Raw genomic sequence first — 17,292 nt, 5'->3', positions numbered from 1 at the left:
TATGTAGTAGGGGCAATCCCCCCGTGGTTGCCCTTGTTTCAACCGCCGAGCGAGGGGGTAACTTAGTTTAAGCGACCTTGCGCGGTGCATCAACCATCGGCGCAGTGCCAAACAAATGTCTGAGATAACTACGACTAAGTTCGCGGTTCCAGCGCCGCAGCCGCACCATCACTCGCGTGAATGTAAAAGTCAATTCCAACACCAAAGAAAGCTGTTTGAGACTGAGTGAAGTGTTAAACACATCGTTGCCGTGCGTGCGTTCAATCTGATGGTGTTTCAGCAAAGCAATCAGGTTTTTGGTAGAGCCTTTCAGTTGATTGAAATAACTCTGGGAGAATGCCCAGCGGCTGAAACCCCAAAACTTAGCCAAATGATTGATCTCATCCTGTAAAGGCTGGGAAATTGCCTGTTGCAACGCTCCTGTTGAGTGTACCATCAACCATAAATAAACAGAAGTAGCTCCCCACTCGGTACTCAGGCGACTAATCACGTGTTTGTAGGTATCTTGCCAAGCGTCACCTGTGGATTGACAGCCATTCACAGAGTTCGGTTTAACTTGCAGTTTTTCTGCTGTAAGTTGCTGGTAAATTTTCCTAAAGGTCGGGCAATGTTGGCGTTCTTCTTTTTCCCAGACACCTATCTCTAGAATGTTTCCGTTGTCATCAAAAATTCCTCCCATAAACCGCGCCATTTGCGGGTAAATATGCTGTAAGTAGCACCAACTTTCTCTACCGTAGCTGCGGATGGGAGCTTCAATTTCTGCCGCACTTGCCAAAATTTGTAAAAATATTTCGGGCTTGACACCAATAATTTGGTCGCGATTGATTCCTTGCCAATCTATGGGTTCCCAAGGGCGGGGATGCGGGGCGGAAAATTGCTGGGGGAGATCGGAAAGTCGATCGCTCAAAACTTCCAATGACATATAATGGTCGATGAGCGAGTTAATCCTCGCCCGACTTTGCAAGTAGCGAGGGCTTTGATACTGATTCCCAGCCAAATCAATTGTATACACCTTACCAGTAGCTTTCATTGTTTCTGCCTGTTCCTAACTTTTACAGCTATTGTGCAAAAGGCATTTGGGAAGTCGCAATGAGTAACGTGCAGGCTGCTCAATGACTAGCAGTTGCCTTGACTGAGCCGAACTCAGGTGAAACGGCATGAAGTAGGGTGAACTAAACAACAGATGATACGGCTAAGATGTCCCGAAAAGTACCCTTCCTCCCATAAATCGTCTATACTTCCGTCTTGACCAATTCCATAAGTAGAAAGTTGGTGGTGCTGGCATTGCAAAAATTTTTGGCGTTGCTGAATTGAGGTATGATTAGACAACCGTCCCGGGCAGTTCAGGTAGAATAGCGTTCACATCAGAGTATCGAAATGATTACTTGAATATGGAATGGGAACGTCCGAGAATTTGAGGATCGTGAATTAGTAAACGAATTGAATGTTTGAGCATTTCTTCGGATTTAGAATAACAAAGATTTTTTCTCTTTAATCCAGCCCAATAATGTCTGAGGCTTGTATTTTCACCTTCAACGGCAAGTCATATAAGTTTTAGAGATGATTTGGTCACCATCGGGAATAAACATGGGATAAATTTTCCAGCCATCTGTTACGTAAAAATAGCATTTCCATTTCTCAACGCTCTCCCATAAAGGTTTAAATGTTTGGGCACTATGATTCCCTAAAACCCATCCTAAAATACCTGCTTTGAAGTGGTCTACTGCTGTCCACAGCCAGCTTTTGTTTTTTTTAAGCCAATAAATATTTCTAATTCATTTAGTTCTCCGACATCGGGAATTGTGTCTGGTTCGTAAGCGTCTGGCAAAAGTTCTCCCACCTGTTTGACCAATTAATTATTGTTGTATGGTGAACACCTTTGATTCTTTCTATTCCTCGAAAACCCATACCATTAACATACATCTTTAGGCATTCCTACTTAACTTATTGAGAGTAACCTTTATGGGGTTGGTAGCATTCTATGAATTGCTTACCACACTCAAAACAAAAATGATTCTGTTTACCTTTTTTATGGCAATTTTTATTGAGATGACTTGATTTACATTCAGGACATTTCATAGGCTTTGACTTTTAGTTAATTGTTTTTGCCAATTTTTCTTTGAACTAATCATACCTTAGTTCATCAACGCCCACGTTCAGTTTTGGAGAGCAGTGGAGGAGGCGACTCCTTCACTGACTTTAATTATCCTGAAACAGGGAATGAAGATGCTAGGGATGGAAGGGCAAAACGGTATCTCTGGGCAAGAGGAATCCGCCTCGAAAGAGGGAAAGCGTGGGGAGAATACCCCCTCTACTATTGACGATACACCCTGAGATAGCAAGTAGACTGCGATGAACCATGAATTAGAATCTCCGTCCGCGACGGTCGGGGAGTATGTCAAGGATGTCGAAACAGCCTCATCTAACAAACGACAAAAGGTACTTATGGCGATCGCGCCGCAGAAAAATTCTCCCCCCTCCTCCCCTTTCCCAACTCCTTCACTGCCCGCGCCTTGCGACTCACCAAGCAATCTCACGCACTATTCCCCTTCACCTATCTCCTTTGGGGCTAATGGCAGTTTCCGTAATTTATCTTAACTATAAAACTCAAAACTCAAAACTCTTCACCAGCCCCTATCTCCCTTCAGACAGAGGGAAGTGTTCGTGATTTCCCTTATGATAAATATAAGGTTAACTTCTAAGTACCCTTGTTAAAAATAAATTTTGCAAACAATAGGGGAAAAACTAATGAATAGTCAAGAAAACGCGACCCAGACTGGCAGCGAAAACCAAGTCACGCTACCAAAATCTAGGGAAATATTGCTCGGTGAGGAAACAGAAAAAGCCCTGGGCCCGCAAAAACAAGAAGATGCTCAAACTATGCGCGCTGTCGAACAGTTGAAAGAAGAACTGCAGCACAAAATAGATGAAGAATGTCATCATAAGGTAGATTAAAACTAATACGGAATTTTTTCGGGTGTGGGTAAGATGCGGTCTTCCCCACACCCGCCTTTTTAAGGCAGAATTAAATAAAATTTAACAAGCATAAATTCTTTTGGGTTTAAAAAAATAGTCTGGGACGCACGGGCAACCCTCCAGCAGTTTTTTACAAAAATAGTTGATTGCAGCCAGCAGAAACGGTAAAAAAAGCCGGTAAGTATGAGAGTGGCAGTCCGTCTAAAATTGAAAAATAATTTTTCCATCTTTCATGTTCCCTCTTCATTTTTTCTTCATTGTTTCTTCCTAGAGGTAGAGTGCAACGCAGCTCCTAGTTACCTATGATGAGTTTATTAAGTAAAAAATGTCGGATTAGATACAGATAGGGAGAAAACCATGAGCACTGAAGATAGAGCAAAGGCAACTGGCAATAACATCGCAGGCGCTGCTCAAGAAGCCCTAGGTAATGTTACTGGCGACCCGAAGGATAAAGCAGAAGGCAAAGCCAAGCAGGCAAAAGCTGAAGCTGGTCATGCCATCGAAGATGTAAAAGATGAGCTCAAAAAGAAACTAGACTAAGCCTCATCCTAATTGAGAGGGTCGAACAACCTGACCCTTTCAAATATTCAACTTGTTTTCAGAACGGAGGAAAAAAGGTGAGTTTATTGCAGCAGAGTCGCAAAATAATTGCGGGCGTACTCTTGGTATTAATGCTGGCTGTTACGACTGCCTGCGCGCCCAGTATTTCAACGCAAAAACCGACTGATGTACCTGTAGCAATTGGTGGCAGTCAGGGTTATTACGCGCAGCTAGAACGTGGCAATACCGCCGCAGGTCAAGATTTTGGTCAATGGGTAACAAAGACCGCTAAGGGCTTGGTTCAGGATGCTTACGTCCGCGACAATAACAAATTGGGAGTTGTAATTACCCCGCAAGTCCGCCCGACTGAAGTAAAAGATTTGGCGAAATCTTTAGCACAAGGTTTTCACCGCAATTTCCCAAATCAGGATGTAAGTGTTTTGGTTTACGCTCCTGACAAGAAACTGATTTTGACTGCTAAGTACGACCAGCAATCAAATCAGATTGAATACAAGTCTTGACCGGGTTAGCAAGCTTAAATGATAGCCGCGTGGCGGTTTAATATTCCGCAGTTTTTTGAAGTCGAAATCATCTCAATTTAAGACTGAAATGTTGTGTAGATTGGAAGAGAGTTACCATGAGTAGCAGCGATAATTACAAGCGTCAAATCATGAACGATTTAGCCCAGGGCGATCGAGAAATGATGCCGGAGACAACTGGTGAAGATTACGAAAACTTTGACGATTTTGCTCAGAGAACTTCGCCGGCTCAGCGCAAACAATTATTCGGGCGTTCCCTGAATCACGACTCCCTCCCGCCGGCTCAGTTGGAACCGGAATTGCAAAAGGCGATCGCCCAAATTAAGCCCAACGAACGCGACGACGTGGCGCGGGAATTCTTCAAGCATTTGGGGAAGAGAGGATTGGACGATCGCAAATTGGAAAAGCAGCTAGGACTTTCTACCCACCACGCCAGCCGTATGAATGCTGACGATGTTACCAAGCTGGCTTCGTTTACCTATCACAATCACCCGGATATTTTCCAAGAAGTGCTGGCAGAACAGCCGAGTTTGATGAAGTTTTTGGGCAATCCCGTTGTGGCGGGTATTTTGGGAATAGTTGCGGCTAAATGGCTCAACAACCGCAAATAGTCTCGGATTCAGACCAGTTTAAAAGCTGATAATACGTGCAGTATATAAAAGGACGATCGCCGGGGCGATCGTCCTTTTATTTTTTATATCTAGTCCTGTAGTAAAATAACCGTGAGCGCGTTTGTAGTTAAGACTTTAGTGATCAGAATCTGCTCAGGACTAAAGTCTTAACTACAAACATTTTTTATTGGGTCGTTTGAGGGGAAATTATATTATAATAAATTCCAATAATTTAAATCTTAATTATTAGGTTAGTCGGTGTTCAGGTGATTAACACCCCTTGCAAATTACCGACTACGAATTACCGATTGCCAATGGCTAATTATTGCTGAAAGCTAAAAATAGCTCGACAGCAGTCAACAGCGGTATACCTGACACTCCGCAAAATTAAATGTAGGATTAAGTGTTGCTGTGAATCAGAAAAAAAGATGAACGTATCCACTATTTGGCGAAAACTCCGCAGCCAGCAAGCCTTCTGCTTGGCTGTACTCCTGGCAGGTTGCCTTGTATTTATCGGTTGTTCCCCCGCCCAGTCAGTGGCTGGCAATTCAGTCGATCCCAAGTTGAAAGAGCAAGTATTGCAGATTATCCGCGAAAACCCGCAAGCAATTATAGAGTCGGTACAAGCGTACCAGCAACAGCAGCAGCAGTCTCTCAAAGCAGCGCAGCAGTCATTTTTGCAGGAGATGAAAACTAATCCCAAATCTTCTATCGGGGATTCTCCCACCACGGGTTCAGCTTCGCAGCAAATTGTACTTTTAGAATTCTCTGACTTTCAATGTCCGTTTTGCGCGCGCGCTCACGATACTGTCAAGCAGTTTATGGCAAAGCACCAAGACAAAGTTACTTTAGCTTACAAGCATTTTCCCTTGACTTCAATTCACCCTCAAGCGCTGCCAGCAGCTAAAGCAGCTTGGGCTGCCCAACAGCAGGGCAAATTTTGGGAATACTACAGCGCTTTGTTTGAAGGACAGAAAGAGTTAGGCGAACCATTGTACGCATCGATCGCCCAAAAGCTCAATCTAAAATTAGATAAATTCAACACCGATCGCAACAGCCCTGCTGCCGAAGCCGCCATTCAGAAAGACGTGCAACTTGCTCAACAACTGGGGATTGAAGGCACTCCATTTTTTATTATGAACGGCCAAACATTCTCCGGGGCGATCGAGCTTGCTGAGATGGAAAGCATTCTCGCCTCTGTCTCGAAATAAATAATTGATGACTCTTGGAAACCGAGTCTAAAAATTCGTTCCCAGCCTGCTTGGGCTGGGAACGAGAAAAACCAGAAAAACTCGAAAAATCTTTGATTAAACCGCAGCCAACTCAGGAGTCGGACGCTTGCTGTGGCGGATACCCTCGATCGCCGCTGCGTAATCATTCGCCTTAAACACAGCAGAACCAGCGACGATCGCATTTGCGCCCGCTTCCAGAACCTGCCAAGTATTGTTCCCCTTCAAACCGCCATCTACCTCAATCCAAGGATCGAGGCCCTTGTCGTCGCACATTTTACGCAACTGGCGAATTTTCGGCAAAACAGCCGGGATAAAACTTTGACCACCAAAGCCTGGATTGACGCTCATAATCAGCACCAAATCGCAAAGTTCCAGCACGTACTCTATCAACTCCAGCGGCGTCGAAGGATTCAGAACCACACCAGCCATTTTGCCCAATTCCCGAATTTGGCCGAGGGTGCGGTGCAAGTGAGGCGAAGCATTATGCTCGGCGTGAACCGAAATAATGTCAGCACCAGCCTTAGCGAAGTCCTCGACGTACTTCTCCGGCTCCACAATCATCAAGTGGACATCGATCACCTTGGTAGTAACGGGGCGAATTGCCTCAACAATCAGCGGCCCGATAGTAATATTAGGAACAAAGCGACCGTCCATCACATCTACGTGAATCCAGTCAGCCCCAGCTCGATCGACAGCCTGAATCTCTTCTCCAAGACGGCTAAAATCGGCTGATAATATGGATGGAGCAATAACGATTGGTTTTTGGGATTGGGTCATGGCTAAGTCTGTTCTCCTGTCTGCTGTGCTGTATCCAGTTTATCAAAATACGGGTCTCCGGGTCGAAAAGTTGCCAATGATCGGTCGCGAGATTGGGAGGGCAGAAAAATTTTGCCTCTGACAGACAAGTTTGGCGATCGCGCACCAGCCCAGCTCTCCGAATTTTGGTTTAGGATATAAATTTTCCCTCTAACAAATAACTTGTGTGCAAAATCTGACCTTCTGCAAATTTTGAGTACCGAATTATGAAAAGAACAGATCCCTTAGAAAATCCTGAACTCGATCGTGCCAGTCTGTTTGTATTAATGATCCCCGTCATCGGCTTTTTCCCCGCCCTGTGGACTCTTTACCGCCGTCAGGGTAGTCCCGAACGCAAAGCCATCAGCCGATTGGCAATTGCCCTTGCTTTTAGTTGGCTCTTAGGACATATTCTTTTAGAAGCTGGAGCGATTTCTGCGGAATCTCCGACACTTCCCATGTTATTAATGAGTAGCCTGCTAACCACCAGCTATTTCATCGTTGCTCTGGGACTGATGGTTCGCCTCTGGAAGCGTCAACCGCTATGGTTGCCCGGAATTAGTCGCGTAGCCGAGCAAGTAGTAGGCAAACATTTATCATAATTTAGGGTTCTTTTAAGCCCCTACCCTATTGATTGAGTGCGTCTTCAGCTTGATACTACATATTGCCATTATCTTTTTTATTTTTGTTGTGTGTGAGGAAGCCAGTGCCAGCTCAAAAAATTCCTAATCAAGACCCTATCCAACAATCAACTGCTCAACCTGCAACCAAAAAAGCTTCCCAGCCCCATCGAGGCCGCTGGCTGGGTTTTGGTTTTGGTTTGGCGGGAGTAGCAATGCTCTCAGCGACAGCCGGAGCGTTGCTAGCGGTGTCCCTTTCCACAACGCCGCTTCAGCAACAAAAGTTGAGCCCTGAAGAAGCGGCGGTATTTTCTCAAGGCGACATGGCAAAGCTCAACATGAAAATGCCGGAGCTGACTCGCCCAGTTAATATTTTAGTTTTAGGACTTAAAGTTCTGACCTCTGACATCGAAGGAAGTGTCAACAAAAATGTCGGACACGAGGTTTGGGAAAACTCATTTAAGGGCTTAACCGATACCATGCTGTTGGTTAGGTTTGACCCTCAAAATAAAAAGTTAAGCGTGCTTTCCATTCCGCGAGACACCCGCACCTATGTTGAAGGTAGGGGCGAGGTGAAAATAAACGAAGCTAATTACTACGGGGGTCCAGCTTCGTCAGCGAAGTCAGTCAGCGGACTCCTAGGCGGTGTGGGAATTGACCGCTACGTCACAGTTAATATTCATGGCATAAAAAGTTTGGTAGATGCCCTTGGTGGCATTACTATTAATGTCCCGAAAGACATGAAGTATACCGATCACAGCCAGCATTTATATATAGATTTAAAGGCGGGCAAGCAGAAGCTCAACGGCGAACAAATCGTGCAATATTTGCTTTACCGGCACGACGATTTGGGCGACATTGGGCGGGTGCAGCGCCAACAATTGTTGATGCGGGCTTTTGTGGAACAGGAAGTAAATGTAGGTTTGCTGTCTAGACTACCGAAGATTTTATCGGTGATTCAGTCTCACCTTGACACCAATTTGAGTATAGAAGAATTGGTAGCTTTGGCTGGTTTTGCTACTCAAACCGATCGCGCTGGCGTGCAGATGTTGATGGTTCCCGGTAAATTTAGCGATTCTAAGGACTACAAGTCAAGTTTTTGGTTGCCCGACCAATATGCCATCGAAACTATGGTGGCGGAACATTTTGACTTCGGCCAAAATACTTGGCAAATTGAGAATGCTGATTCGACTTTTCTGAATGTGGCGATTCAAGATAGTACCGGAGATCCCTCGGCTGTTGAAGCTTTTGTCAATAATTTGACTCAAGCCGGTTATCGGAATGTTCAGGTTTATAAAGCTTGGCCCGAACCGCTGGAGGTAACTACCCTAGTAGCTCAACAGGGCGATATTAAAGGTGCTCAAGCGATTCGCCAGTTTTTGGGTTTTGGAGATGTGCTGGTTGAGAGTACCGGTTCTCTGCAGTCGGATGTGACAATCAGATTGGGTCAGGATTGGTTGGAGAAAAAGGCTCAGTCCGGCGGTGCGGCTAAGTCTTTTTAAACTGGATTATAACTGGGGTATTGGTAGGGACACAGCATTGCTGTGTCCTCTTCTTTTGTGTTTGTATGAGATGGAGGCGATCGCTTTTTCGTCGATTTACTGATACTATATTTTTTTGTGATGATGAATCACGATCGCAATAGCGATACTTCCCTCCGCCATCTCAACTGAAACAATAATCAACCAGGGAAAGCTTAAAATATTTTATAAAGGTAGGGTTGATGAACAAGGGTGATAAAATAGACCGACAGCGGGAACATCAGGCAAATGAACGCACCTTTCTTGCATGGTTACGAACTTCACTGGCTTTAGTTGGTTTTGGGTTTGCGATCAGTCGGTTCAGTTTATTTCTGCGTCAATTTCAAGCTACAGTGACTCAGCAAGAAGTTTCCTCCCCTCCCTTCTTCAACTCAGAAACTTTAGGGCTGAGTCTGGTCGTTTTTGGGATTGCGGTCATTGCCTTAGCAGCATGGCGTTATAATCGAGTATTCTGGCAAATTGAGCGAGGTGATTATCGCCCAAATCGTGTGCTAGTTTGGATTCTGACTGGAGTTGTAATGATTTTAGGAACGTTAAGCATTCCGTTGGTGCTATGGCGCGATCGCGCAAATATAGCTCCCACTTCAACTCCTAAAAACTCTCAATTCTAAGTTAACCCGATCGCTTAGCTAAAGTGCCTATTCCTTTGTTGATTAAAGGGGCGGATTTTCTGCAATTACCGATCGCTCTTTAATCCAATCGAGTAAAATAGGATTGACCAATTCCGGCGCTTCATCTTGCGGACAATGGCCCACTCCCTCCAAAGGAATAAACTTTTCAACAGCCGGAAACTTTGCCAATTCTCGTCCCAATGCGATCGGCTCCCAAGGGTCATCTGTCCCCCACAAAATCAAAGCCGGACAGCTTAAACGTGGCAACAAATCCTCCGGTAGCGGGCCTTGAGAATAACTGATAAATGCCACAAATACTTCAACTGCGCCGCTATCTTGGGCAGGTTTCAGCAGCATATTTACCAGTTCGTCGCTGACAGCTTCAGGACGGCGATATGCTTGCAAAAGCACTTTTTTTACTGTTTTTGGCGTTGCTAATTGTTTAAAAAATAATTGACTTATCCACTTGACATTTAAAACTTTTTGTGCGATAGGCGCTCCAAAACTGCGATACCAAGGCAATTCGCCGCGTTTGCGATCGTGCAGCAAGCGCAGGGAACAATTGAGTAAAATTACGCCCTCAGCAATATCGGGATAGTCCACTGCAGCTTGCATAATTGCCACACAGCCGATCGAATTTCCCACCAAAAAAGCCGGCCCGCCCGCAACTTCCCGACAAAAATCAGCAATTAGCTGTCCCCAAGTTTCAAAAGTATAGTCAATCTCAAGCTTGGGCGCGGGTTTAGCAGAACCGCCAAAACCGATGAGGTCGATCGCATAACAGCGACAATCAGCCGCCAGCGCCGGCAAATTCTTGCGCCAGTGGCCCCAAGACGCACCAAAACCGTGGACAAACACCACCGCAGGCCCCTGGGAACCCGCAGCCTGGTAGCAAATCGGAAAGCCTTTCCACAGCCAAGTTTGAGGTGCAACAGCAGTTGACGAAGTGGGAGTAGAAGATGTCATACGATTTTAGATTTTAGATTTTAGATTTTAGATTTTAGATGAATGCAAGACTGCAAAGAACTCAAGTCAATACTACAAACCGTATCGCAATTCGAGGCAACCGCTAGGACATAAATCCCAAACCTCCCTTCCCTCCTCCCTCTGCGCCCTCTGCGCCCTCTGCGGTTAATTCCTCTTCCTTCTTCCTTTGCAGTTAGAGCCGATATTATGTCACGATTAAACCTGCTGACTTCTTTGCTGTATTAAAATTTCCCTTATGCCAACGATCATTTCCACTGCTGTCGTACCGTTTCTGGGGTCAGAAATCGTACCAGACTACGACACCGCCAAAGTAGTAATCTTGCCAATTCCCTACGAAGCTACCACCACTTACCGCCGGGGGTGCGAAAACGGGCCCGCTAAACTTCTAGAAGCTTCTCATCAACTCGAGTGCTACGACGAAGAATTGGACTCCGAAGTTTGCTACGATGTCGGAATTTATACACAAGAGCCGATCGCCGATACCCGCAACAGGCAACCAGTTTCCTCCTCAGAAATGCTGCGAGTCACCCAAGCAGCAGTGCATCAGCTAGTTACCGAAAATAAATTTGTCATCTCTCTCGGAGGCGAACACAGCATCACTGCAGGCGTTGTCGAAGGTTATCGCCAAGCATACCCAAACGAACCTTTCACAGTCGTGCAAATCGACGCCCACGGCGACTTGCGGCACGAATACGAAGGCTCGATTCACAACCACGCCTGCGTGATGCGACGTGTTGTCGATATGGGCTTACCGACACTGCAAATCGGGATTCGCGCTATCTGCAAGGAAGAAGCCGACTTGATTAAAGCAAAACAGCTAAACGTGATTCGAGCCAGAGAAATCGCTACTCAACCGGATTGGGCCGATCGGGCAATTGCCAGCATAACAACTAAGCGAGTATTTTTGACGATCGACTTAGACGGCATCGATCCGACTTTAATTCCAGGGGTGGGAACACCCGAACCGGGCGGGTTAAATTGGTATTCCCTCACCGCATTTTTGCGCCGCATCTTCGAGTCCTACGAAGTAATCGGGTGTGACATTATGGAATTAGCACCTATTGTAGATTCTGTAGTCTCAGAATTTACCGCCGCCAAATTAGCATACAAACTTATTGGATATCAAGCTCTGGCTCAAGGTTGGCTAAAGCCAGACGAGGAATAAATCGCGAAGTACGAATCACTCATAGGCTGTTGGCAAGGCTAGAATTAAGCTAAAGCCAAACAACAGCCAATTTTATTCGTGCTGACAGTTTCATCTTTCATGCTGGCAAATACTGCTCTTCACCTCCTGAAAACATGAGTTTACTAATGGATACAACGGGTACTCCCATTAACGGCTACGCTCCCGATTTTGAACTGCCGGGAGTTGACGACGAAGTTCACCATTTAGCTCGCTATTTAGAAAAATTTCGGGCGATAGCGGTGATATTTATGTGCAATCATTGCCCTTACGTGCAGTTGTATCTCAATCGTATGAAAGAACTTCAAGCAGATTTTCAAGATCGAGATGTTACTTTAATCGGGATTAATGCTAATGATGCAAACCAGTATCCCGACGACAGTTTTGAGAACATGAAAATTTTTGCCGCCAACAATCAACTCAACTTCCCGTACATCCGAGATGTTGCTCAAGATGTGGCTGAAAGTTTTGGGGCTTCTAAAACGCCGGAGGTTTTTTTGTTAGACCAAGACGGCAAACTACGCTATAAAGGTTTAATTGACGACAACGCTGACGATCCGGCGGCGGTGCAGGTGTCTTATCTGCGGAGTGCGATCGACCAATTGCTCAATAACCAACCCGTTGAGCCTTCAACTACAGAGGCGATAGGCTGTTCCGTCAAATGGCGAGCATAGGCAGATTTAAAATTAACGTTCCGGCACTAATTATTAACTGGTTCCCTGGCTGTGCCTGGGAACCTATCTCCAGAGGCTCTGCCTCGTCAAAGACGGGATGAAAATTGGAGGTACAGCCTCCGAATCTGCTTTACTAGGCAGAGCCTGGTAAGGAGTAAAAAGATTCAAAACAATTTTCTGTGAACTTAAACAGTAGACGTATTCCCAACTTGATTCTCGCAGTCGCCGTTATGCTAGCACTGCTGATTAGTTGGAACCTATTTAAGAACTTTTCCTCAGTCGATACGCCGCAGCGCACCTCCTTAAACGTATCCGCTGCTATCAGTCTCTCGAAAGCTTTAGAGGAAATCAAAACTGTTTATCAAAACAGTAATCCGAATTTTACTATTACTTATAATTTCGGTGCTTCCGGCGCGATCGCACAGCAAATTCAACAAGGCGCCCCGGTAGATGTATTTTTCAGCGCCGCCACCAACCCAATGGATGCTTTGCAGCAATCTAACCTGCTAATTAACGACACGCGCCGCAATTTGCTAACAAATCGCTTAGTTTTGATTACTCCCAAAAACGGTGTTGCTTTGAGCGATTTCAAACAGTTGACAGATGCCAGAATCAAGAAAATTGCGATCGGCGAACCGAAAAGCGTACCTGTCGGACACTATGCTCAGGAAATGCTAAATAAACTTGGATTGTGGCGGCAAATACAGCCAAAATTAGTGCTAGGAAATAACGTCCGCCAAGTGCTGACATTCGTCGAAAGCGGTAACGTTGATGCTGGCATAGTTTATGCGAGTGACGCCACAGCCTCCGACAAAGTAACTGTGCTGCTAACGGCTGCCGAAAATTTGCACTCGCCCATTGTTTATCCGCTGGCAGTTATTAAAAACAGCCGCAATCCCGCTGCTGCGAAAGCGTTTGTTGAATTTTTGGCGGGCGATCGAGCTAAAATAGTATTTCAGAAATACGGATTTGGGATAGTTCGATAATTAGGCGTAAAAATTATAAATATTCAGAAACCCTTCTTCACTTTCTTCTCTTCCTTCGTGTTCTTCGCGTCTTCGCGGTTCGTTAAAAAAAAAATCCTTCACAAATCATTTAAGACTGCGATAGTTAATCCCAAATATGGAATTTGACTTATCTCCGCTTTGGATTTCTCTTAAATCATCTGCAATTGCGACATTTATCACCTTTTTCCTGGGAATAGCCGCCGCCCGGTGGATGCTTTCAACTCGCATCAGAGGTAAAGCTTTGATTGAAGGGATTTTCATTTCTCCCTTAGTTTTGCCGCCGACAGTCGTCGGATTTTTGCTGCTGCTGCTGTTTGGGAGAAATGGGGCGATCGGGCAATTTTTTCTACAATTCGACTTAACTATAATTTTCACTTGGCAAGCGGCCGCCATTACTGCCACAGTTGTATCATTTCCCCTCATGTACAAAACTGCTTTGGGAGCTTTTGAGCAAATTGATGCCAATCTTCTCAACGCAGCCCGCACTTTGGGAGCCTCGGAGTGGCAAGTTTTTTGGCGCATTATGTTGCCGCTAGCATGGCCGGGAATTTTAGCAGGAACTATTCTCGCATTTGCTCGCGCTTTGGGTGAATTCGGCGCGACGTTGATGTTAGCGGGGAATATTCCCGGACAAACTCAAACTATCCCGATGGCAATTTATTTTGCTGTGGAAGCTGGGGATATGGGGCAAGCTGCTATTTGGGTTTTGATTATTCTGAGTCTTTCTTTGAGCGTGCTAACTGCTGTTAATTTTTGGACTGATTTACAAAGGATATCGCCCAAACCGAATTCGAGCCAAAGACTGCAATCAAATCTTCCTAAAGTCGCGTCTACTTTTACCACAAAATCCCAACAACAACAACCGAAAAGCGGACTTTGTTTAAGCATTTTTAAACCTCTCTCCAGCTTTGCCTTGGATGTCGGCTTCGATATCGGCCCGGAAGTGCTGGGAATTTTGGGCGCGTCGGGTTCAGGCAAAAGCATGACTCTGCGCTGCATCGCCGGTTTGGAAACTCCTAGGAGCGGTCAAATTTCAGTCAATGGCAGGGTGTTATTTGACTCAGCACAGGGTGTTAATGTAGCTTCTAAAGACCGCCGCATCGGTTTTTTGTTTCAAAACTATGCTTTATTTCCTCACCTGACTGTTGCTCAAAATATTGCGTTTGGCTTGCAGCATTTATCTGAAAGCGAGCAAAAACTTCGGGTAAAACAACAGCTAATTTCGGTGCAAATGTCGGGACTGGAAAACCGCTACCCCCAGGAACTTTCGGGGGGCCAACAGCAGCGGGTGGCTTTGGCTAGGGCGATCGCCCCTTCTCCCGATTTGCTGCTGTTAGACGAACCGTTTTCTGCTTTGGATACTCACTTACGCAGTCAACTGGAACGCGAGTTAATGCTGACGCTGGCTAATTATCGGGGAATTACTTTGTTTGTCAGCCACAATTTAGAGGAAGTTTACCGGGTGTGCAAAAATCTGTTGGTGTTGGCTGAGGGAAAGCCGATCGCCTTTGATACCAAGGAGAACATTTTCGATCGCCCTGGCAATTTCACCGTCGCCCAGTTGACTGGCTGTAAGAACTTCTCTGCCGCTAAACCGATCGCAGAAACTCTCGTGGAGGCGATCGACTGGGGCTGTACTCTGACTGTAGTCGAACCAATTCCCAAATCTCTAGTTTCTGTGGGAATTCGGGCTCATCAACTGAGTTTTGTTAGCGGGTGCGATCGTGAAAATACTTTTGCTTGTTGGATCGCCTCGACTGTAGAAACTCCACACCGGGTGACATTATATCTCAAATTGCACTCGCCTCCCAATGATTCCCAAGATTATCACTTGCAAGCCGAAGTTTTCAAGGAAAAGTGGAGGGCTATTAAGGACAATCCTTTTCCCTGGTATGTTCATTTCGAGCCAATTAGGTTAATATTAATGGAAGCCTGAGTTAACTAGCAATATACCGTTAACCGTCAACACTCAACAGTTAACCGTCAACACTCAACAGCTAAATACATCTTAACCAAATATCAAATTATGACTCAAAAACTTCAAAAAACCGACGCAGAATGGCAACAACAACTCACGCCTGAACAGTTTAAAGTCACCCGCAAAAAAGGAACGGAAAGAGCTTTTAGCGGCGAATATCACGACAACAAAAAAACCGGAATTTATAAGTGTATTTGCTGTGGCACAGAGCTATTTAAATCAGAAACCAAGTACGATTCCGGTACCGGTTGGCCGAGTTTCTACGCTCCCGTTAGCGAAGAAAATGTCAAGTGCGAGTCGGATAACAGCTTGTTCATGCGCCGAACAGAGGTACTGTGCGCTGTTTGCGACGCTCATCTCGGTCACGTATTTAACGACGGGCCCAAACCTACCGGTCAGCGTTACTGCATGAATTCTGCTGCTCTTAATTTCGTCCCCAAGGATTGATTCTTTTAGGGGCTAGCTAGAAGCCCAACCCCTACTCCCCACAAAAAATCAATCCGGTTGTGGAACAGGTATCTTGCCTGTTCACCTAGCATTCACTGAGAAAAAATAAATCCGGTTGTGGAACAGGCATCTTGCCTGTTCACCTAGCAGCCCGCGCCACAAACAAATTCTCTTGCAACACAAGCAGGATGCGTGTTCTGGGTAATTGATGTTCAAAATGCACCCGTACTGCTATCTTATGGTGGAGGCAAAAAGAGTAAAAAAATAGTGGCGGCATGGGGATGGTATATCAGCGAGTTTTGCTGAAGCTCAGCGGTGAAGCGCTTATGGGCAGCTTGGGCTACGGTATCGATCCGGTAGTCGTTCAGTCGATCGCCCAGGAAGTTGCCAAAGTCGTGTCACAAGGCATTCAAATCGCGATTGTTGTCGGTGGCGGCAACATTTTTCGCGGGGTGAAAGCTGCTTCGGCAGGGATGGATCGGGCAACGGCTGATTATGTGGGCATGATTGCTACGGTGATGAATGCTATCACTTTGCAGGATGCCCTGGAACAAGCAGGAGTGCCAACGAGGGTGCAATCGGCGATCGCCATGCAAGAAGTAGCTGAACCCTACATCCGGCGGCGGGCAATTCGCCACCTCGAAAAAAAACGAGTAGTGATTTTTGGTGCCGGTTCTGGCAACCCTTTTTTTACTACTGATACAACAGCCGCTTTGCGGGCGGCTGAAATTGATGCAGAGGTGATTTTTAAAGCTACTAAGGTAGATGGGGTGTACGATTCCGACCCCCACCTCAACCCCAACGCGCGCAGGTATCAAACCCTCACCTATGCCCACGTCTTGAATCAAGATTTGCGGGTGATGGACAGTACGGCGATCGCCCTGTGCAAAGAAAATAATATTCCTATTATGGTATTTGACCTCTCGGTGTCGGGCAACATCTACCGAGCTGTAATGGGAGAATCTATTGGAACTCTTGTCGGAGGTTTTTGTGAAGTTAGCTGACGCAGAAGATCATATGCAAAAGGCAGTTGAGGCTACTCAACGGTCTTTTAATACTATTCGGACGGGACGGGCCAACGCCTCTCTCCTCGATCGAGTCATGGTAGACTACTACGGCTCTCCAACTCCGATCAAATCCCTTGCCAACATCGGCACCCCGGATGCGACTACGATCACCATTCAACCGTTCGATCGCACAGCACTCAACTCGATCGAAAAAGCAATTTCCCTGTCCGATGTAGGACTCGTTCCCAACAACGACGGTTCAGTTATTCGCTTGAACATTCCGCCGCTGACGAGCGACAGACGCCAAGAATTTGTCAAAATGGCTGGGAAGTTTGCTGAAGAAGGTAAAGTTGCAATTCGCAATATCCGCCGCGATGCCGTTGACTCGATTCGCAAGCAGGAAAAAAGCAGCGATATCTCTAAAGATGAATCCCGCGACTTGCAAGATAAAATTCAAAAGCTGACGGACAAGTACATTGCCAAAATAGAAGAAGTTCTGGCAGCGAAAGAGAAAGATATCACGACTGTTTAGGGAATGGGAAAT

At 45.8% G+C, this 17,292-nt stretch carries 18 protein-coding genes and 1 pseudogene; 15 read left to right on the top strand and 4 right to left on the bottom strand.

The window, feature by feature from the left end:
• Positions 1 to 67 precede the first annotated feature (67 nt).
• Positions 68 to 1,030 carry a hypothetical protein gene (locus tag NDI35_RS15545; RefSeq protein ID WP_445313521.1) on the bottom strand — a complete coding sequence of 321 codons (963 nt, stop codon included), beginning with the start codon at positions 1,028 to 1,030 and terminating at the stop codon, positions 68 to 70.
• A gap of 329 nt (positions 1,031 to 1,359) precedes the next feature.
• Positions 1,360 to 2,079 (bottom strand): annotated as a pseudogene (locus NDI35_RS15540) (IS1 family transposase).
• Between the two features lie 669 nt (positions 2,080 to 2,748).
• Here NDI35_RS15540 and NDI35_RS15535 point away from each other — a divergent pair.
• From NDI35_RS15535 to NDI35_RS15515, 5 genes are all read left to right on the top strand, one after another.
• The gene (locus NDI35_RS15535) at positions 2,749 to 2,955 is read left to right on the top strand and encodes a hypothetical protein (protein ID WP_333179096.1); all 207 of its coding nucleotides are present in this window, start codon (positions 2,749 to 2,751) and stop codon (positions 2,953 to 2,955) included.
• 378 nt (positions 2,956 to 3,333) lie between these two features.
• Positions 3,334 to 3,516, top strand: coding sequence for a CsbD family protein (locus NDI35_RS15530; RefSeq protein WP_006632074.1), 183 nt, complete (start codon positions 3,334 to 3,336; stop codon positions 3,514 to 3,516).
• Positions 3,517 to 3,593: 77 nt separating this feature from the next.
• Positions 3,594 to 4,037, top strand: coding sequence for a hypothetical protein (locus NDI35_RS15525; protein ID WP_445313520.1), 444 nt, complete (start codon positions 3,594 to 3,596; stop codon positions 4,035 to 4,037).
• 116 nt (positions 4,038 to 4,153) lie between these two features.
• On the top strand, positions 4,154 to 4,666 hold the full coding sequence (locus tag NDI35_RS15520) for a hypothetical protein (RefSeq protein ID WP_333237131.1): 513 nt from the start codon (positions 4,154 to 4,156) through the stop codon (positions 4,664 to 4,666).
• A gap of 428 nt (positions 4,667 to 5,094) precedes the next feature.
• On the top strand, positions 5,095 to 5,877 hold the full coding sequence (locus tag NDI35_RS15515) for a DsbA family protein (protein WP_445313519.1): 783 nt from the start codon (positions 5,095 to 5,097) through the stop codon (positions 5,875 to 5,877).
• A gap of 96 nt (positions 5,878 to 5,973) precedes the next feature.
• Here NDI35_RS15515 and rpe read toward each other — a convergent pair whose 3' ends face one another.
• A complete protein-coding gene (rpe, locus tag NDI35_RS15510) occupies positions 5,974 to 6,675 on the bottom strand; it encodes a ribulose-phosphate 3-epimerase (protein WP_006632078.1) in 702 nt (233 codons plus the stop codon).
• A 245-nt stretch (positions 6,676 to 6,920) separates the two neighbouring features.
• Here rpe and NDI35_RS15505 point away from each other — a divergent pair, with 245 nt between their 5' ends.
• From NDI35_RS15505 to NDI35_RS15495, 3 genes are all read left to right on the top strand, one after another.
• Positions 6,921 to 7,295 carry a hypothetical protein gene (locus NDI35_RS15505; protein WP_333149078.1) on the top strand — a complete coding sequence of 125 codons (375 nt, stop codon included), beginning with the start codon at positions 6,921 to 6,923 and terminating at the stop codon, positions 7,293 to 7,295.
• Between the two features lie 104 nt (positions 7,296 to 7,399).
• Positions 7,400 to 8,815: an LCP family protein gene (locus NDI35_RS15500; protein WP_445313518.1), complete on the top strand. Its 1,416-nt coding sequence runs from the start codon at positions 7,400 to 7,402 to the stop codon at positions 8,813 to 8,815.
• Positions 8,816 to 9,036: 221 nt separating this feature from the next.
• The gene (locus NDI35_RS15495; RefSeq protein ID WP_333209163.1) at positions 9,037 to 9,465 is read left to right on the top strand and encodes a YidH family protein; all 429 of its coding nucleotides are present in this window, start codon (positions 9,037 to 9,039) and stop codon (positions 9,463 to 9,465) included.
• 42 nt (positions 9,466 to 9,507) lie between these two features.
• On the opposite strand, the gene NDI35_RS15490 is transcribed toward NDI35_RS15495, so the two are convergent.
• Positions 9,508 to 10,431 carry an alpha/beta fold hydrolase gene (locus NDI35_RS15490; RefSeq protein WP_445313517.1) on the bottom strand — a complete coding sequence of 308 codons (924 nt, stop codon included), beginning with the start codon at positions 10,429 to 10,431 and terminating at the stop codon, positions 9,508 to 9,510.
• 256 nt (positions 10,432 to 10,687) lie between these two features.
• Here NDI35_RS15490 and speB point away from each other — a divergent pair, with 256 nt between their 5' ends.
• The 7 genes from speB to frr all read left to right on the top strand — a co-directional run bounded on the left by speB (position 10,688) and on the right by frr (position 17,280).
• Positions 10,688 to 11,617 (top strand): agmatinase, encoded by a 930-nt coding sequence (gene speB / locus NDI35_RS15485; protein ID WP_445313516.1) that lies wholly within the window; start codon positions 10,688 to 10,690, stop codon positions 11,615 to 11,617.
• Between the two features lie 134 nt (positions 11,618 to 11,751).
• Entirely contained in the window at positions 11,752 to 12,309 is a 558-nt protein-coding gene (locus tag NDI35_RS15480; protein ID WP_445313515.1) for a thioredoxin family protein, read from the top strand.
• A gap of 179 nt (positions 12,310 to 12,488) precedes the next feature.
• Entirely contained in the window at positions 12,489 to 13,295 is an 807-nt protein-coding gene (gene modA, locus NDI35_RS15475; RefSeq protein WP_445313514.1) for a molybdate ABC transporter substrate-binding protein, read from the top strand.
• 136 nt (positions 13,296 to 13,431) lie between these two features.
• Positions 13,432 to 15,252 (top strand): molybdate ABC transporter permease subunit, encoded by a 1,821-nt coding sequence (gene modB / locus NDI35_RS15470; RefSeq protein WP_445313513.1) that lies wholly within the window; start codon positions 13,432 to 13,434, stop codon positions 15,250 to 15,252.
• Positions 15,253 to 15,342: 90 nt separating this feature from the next.
• Positions 15,343 to 15,741, top strand: coding sequence for a peptide-methionine (R)-S-oxide reductase MsrB (msrB, locus tag NDI35_RS15465; RefSeq protein WP_445313512.1), 399 nt, complete (start codon positions 15,343 to 15,345; stop codon positions 15,739 to 15,741).
• Positions 15,742 to 16,016: 275 nt separating this feature from the next.
• Complete coding sequence (pyrH, locus tag NDI35_RS15460; protein ID WP_071884014.1) at positions 16,017 to 16,745, top strand: UMP kinase; 729 nt, start codon at positions 16,017 to 16,019, stop codon at positions 16,743 to 16,745.
• Positions 16,732 to 17,280: a ribosome recycling factor gene (gene frr / locus NDI35_RS15455; RefSeq protein ID WP_333076368.1), complete on the top strand. Its 549-nt coding sequence runs from the start codon at positions 16,732 to 16,734 to the stop codon at positions 17,278 to 17,280. The genes pyrH and frr overlap by 14 nt, the downstream gene beginning before the upstream one ends.
• Positions 17,281 to 17,292: the final 12 nt, after the last annotated feature.

It is taken from the genome of Microcoleus vaginatus FACHB-2002, assembly GCF_040004035.1.
GTDB lineage: Bacteria > Cyanobacteriota > Cyanobacteriia > Cyanobacteriales > Microcoleaceae > Microcoleus > Microcoleus vaginatus_C.
This window is presented reverse-complemented; position numbering and strand designations above follow the sequence as displayed.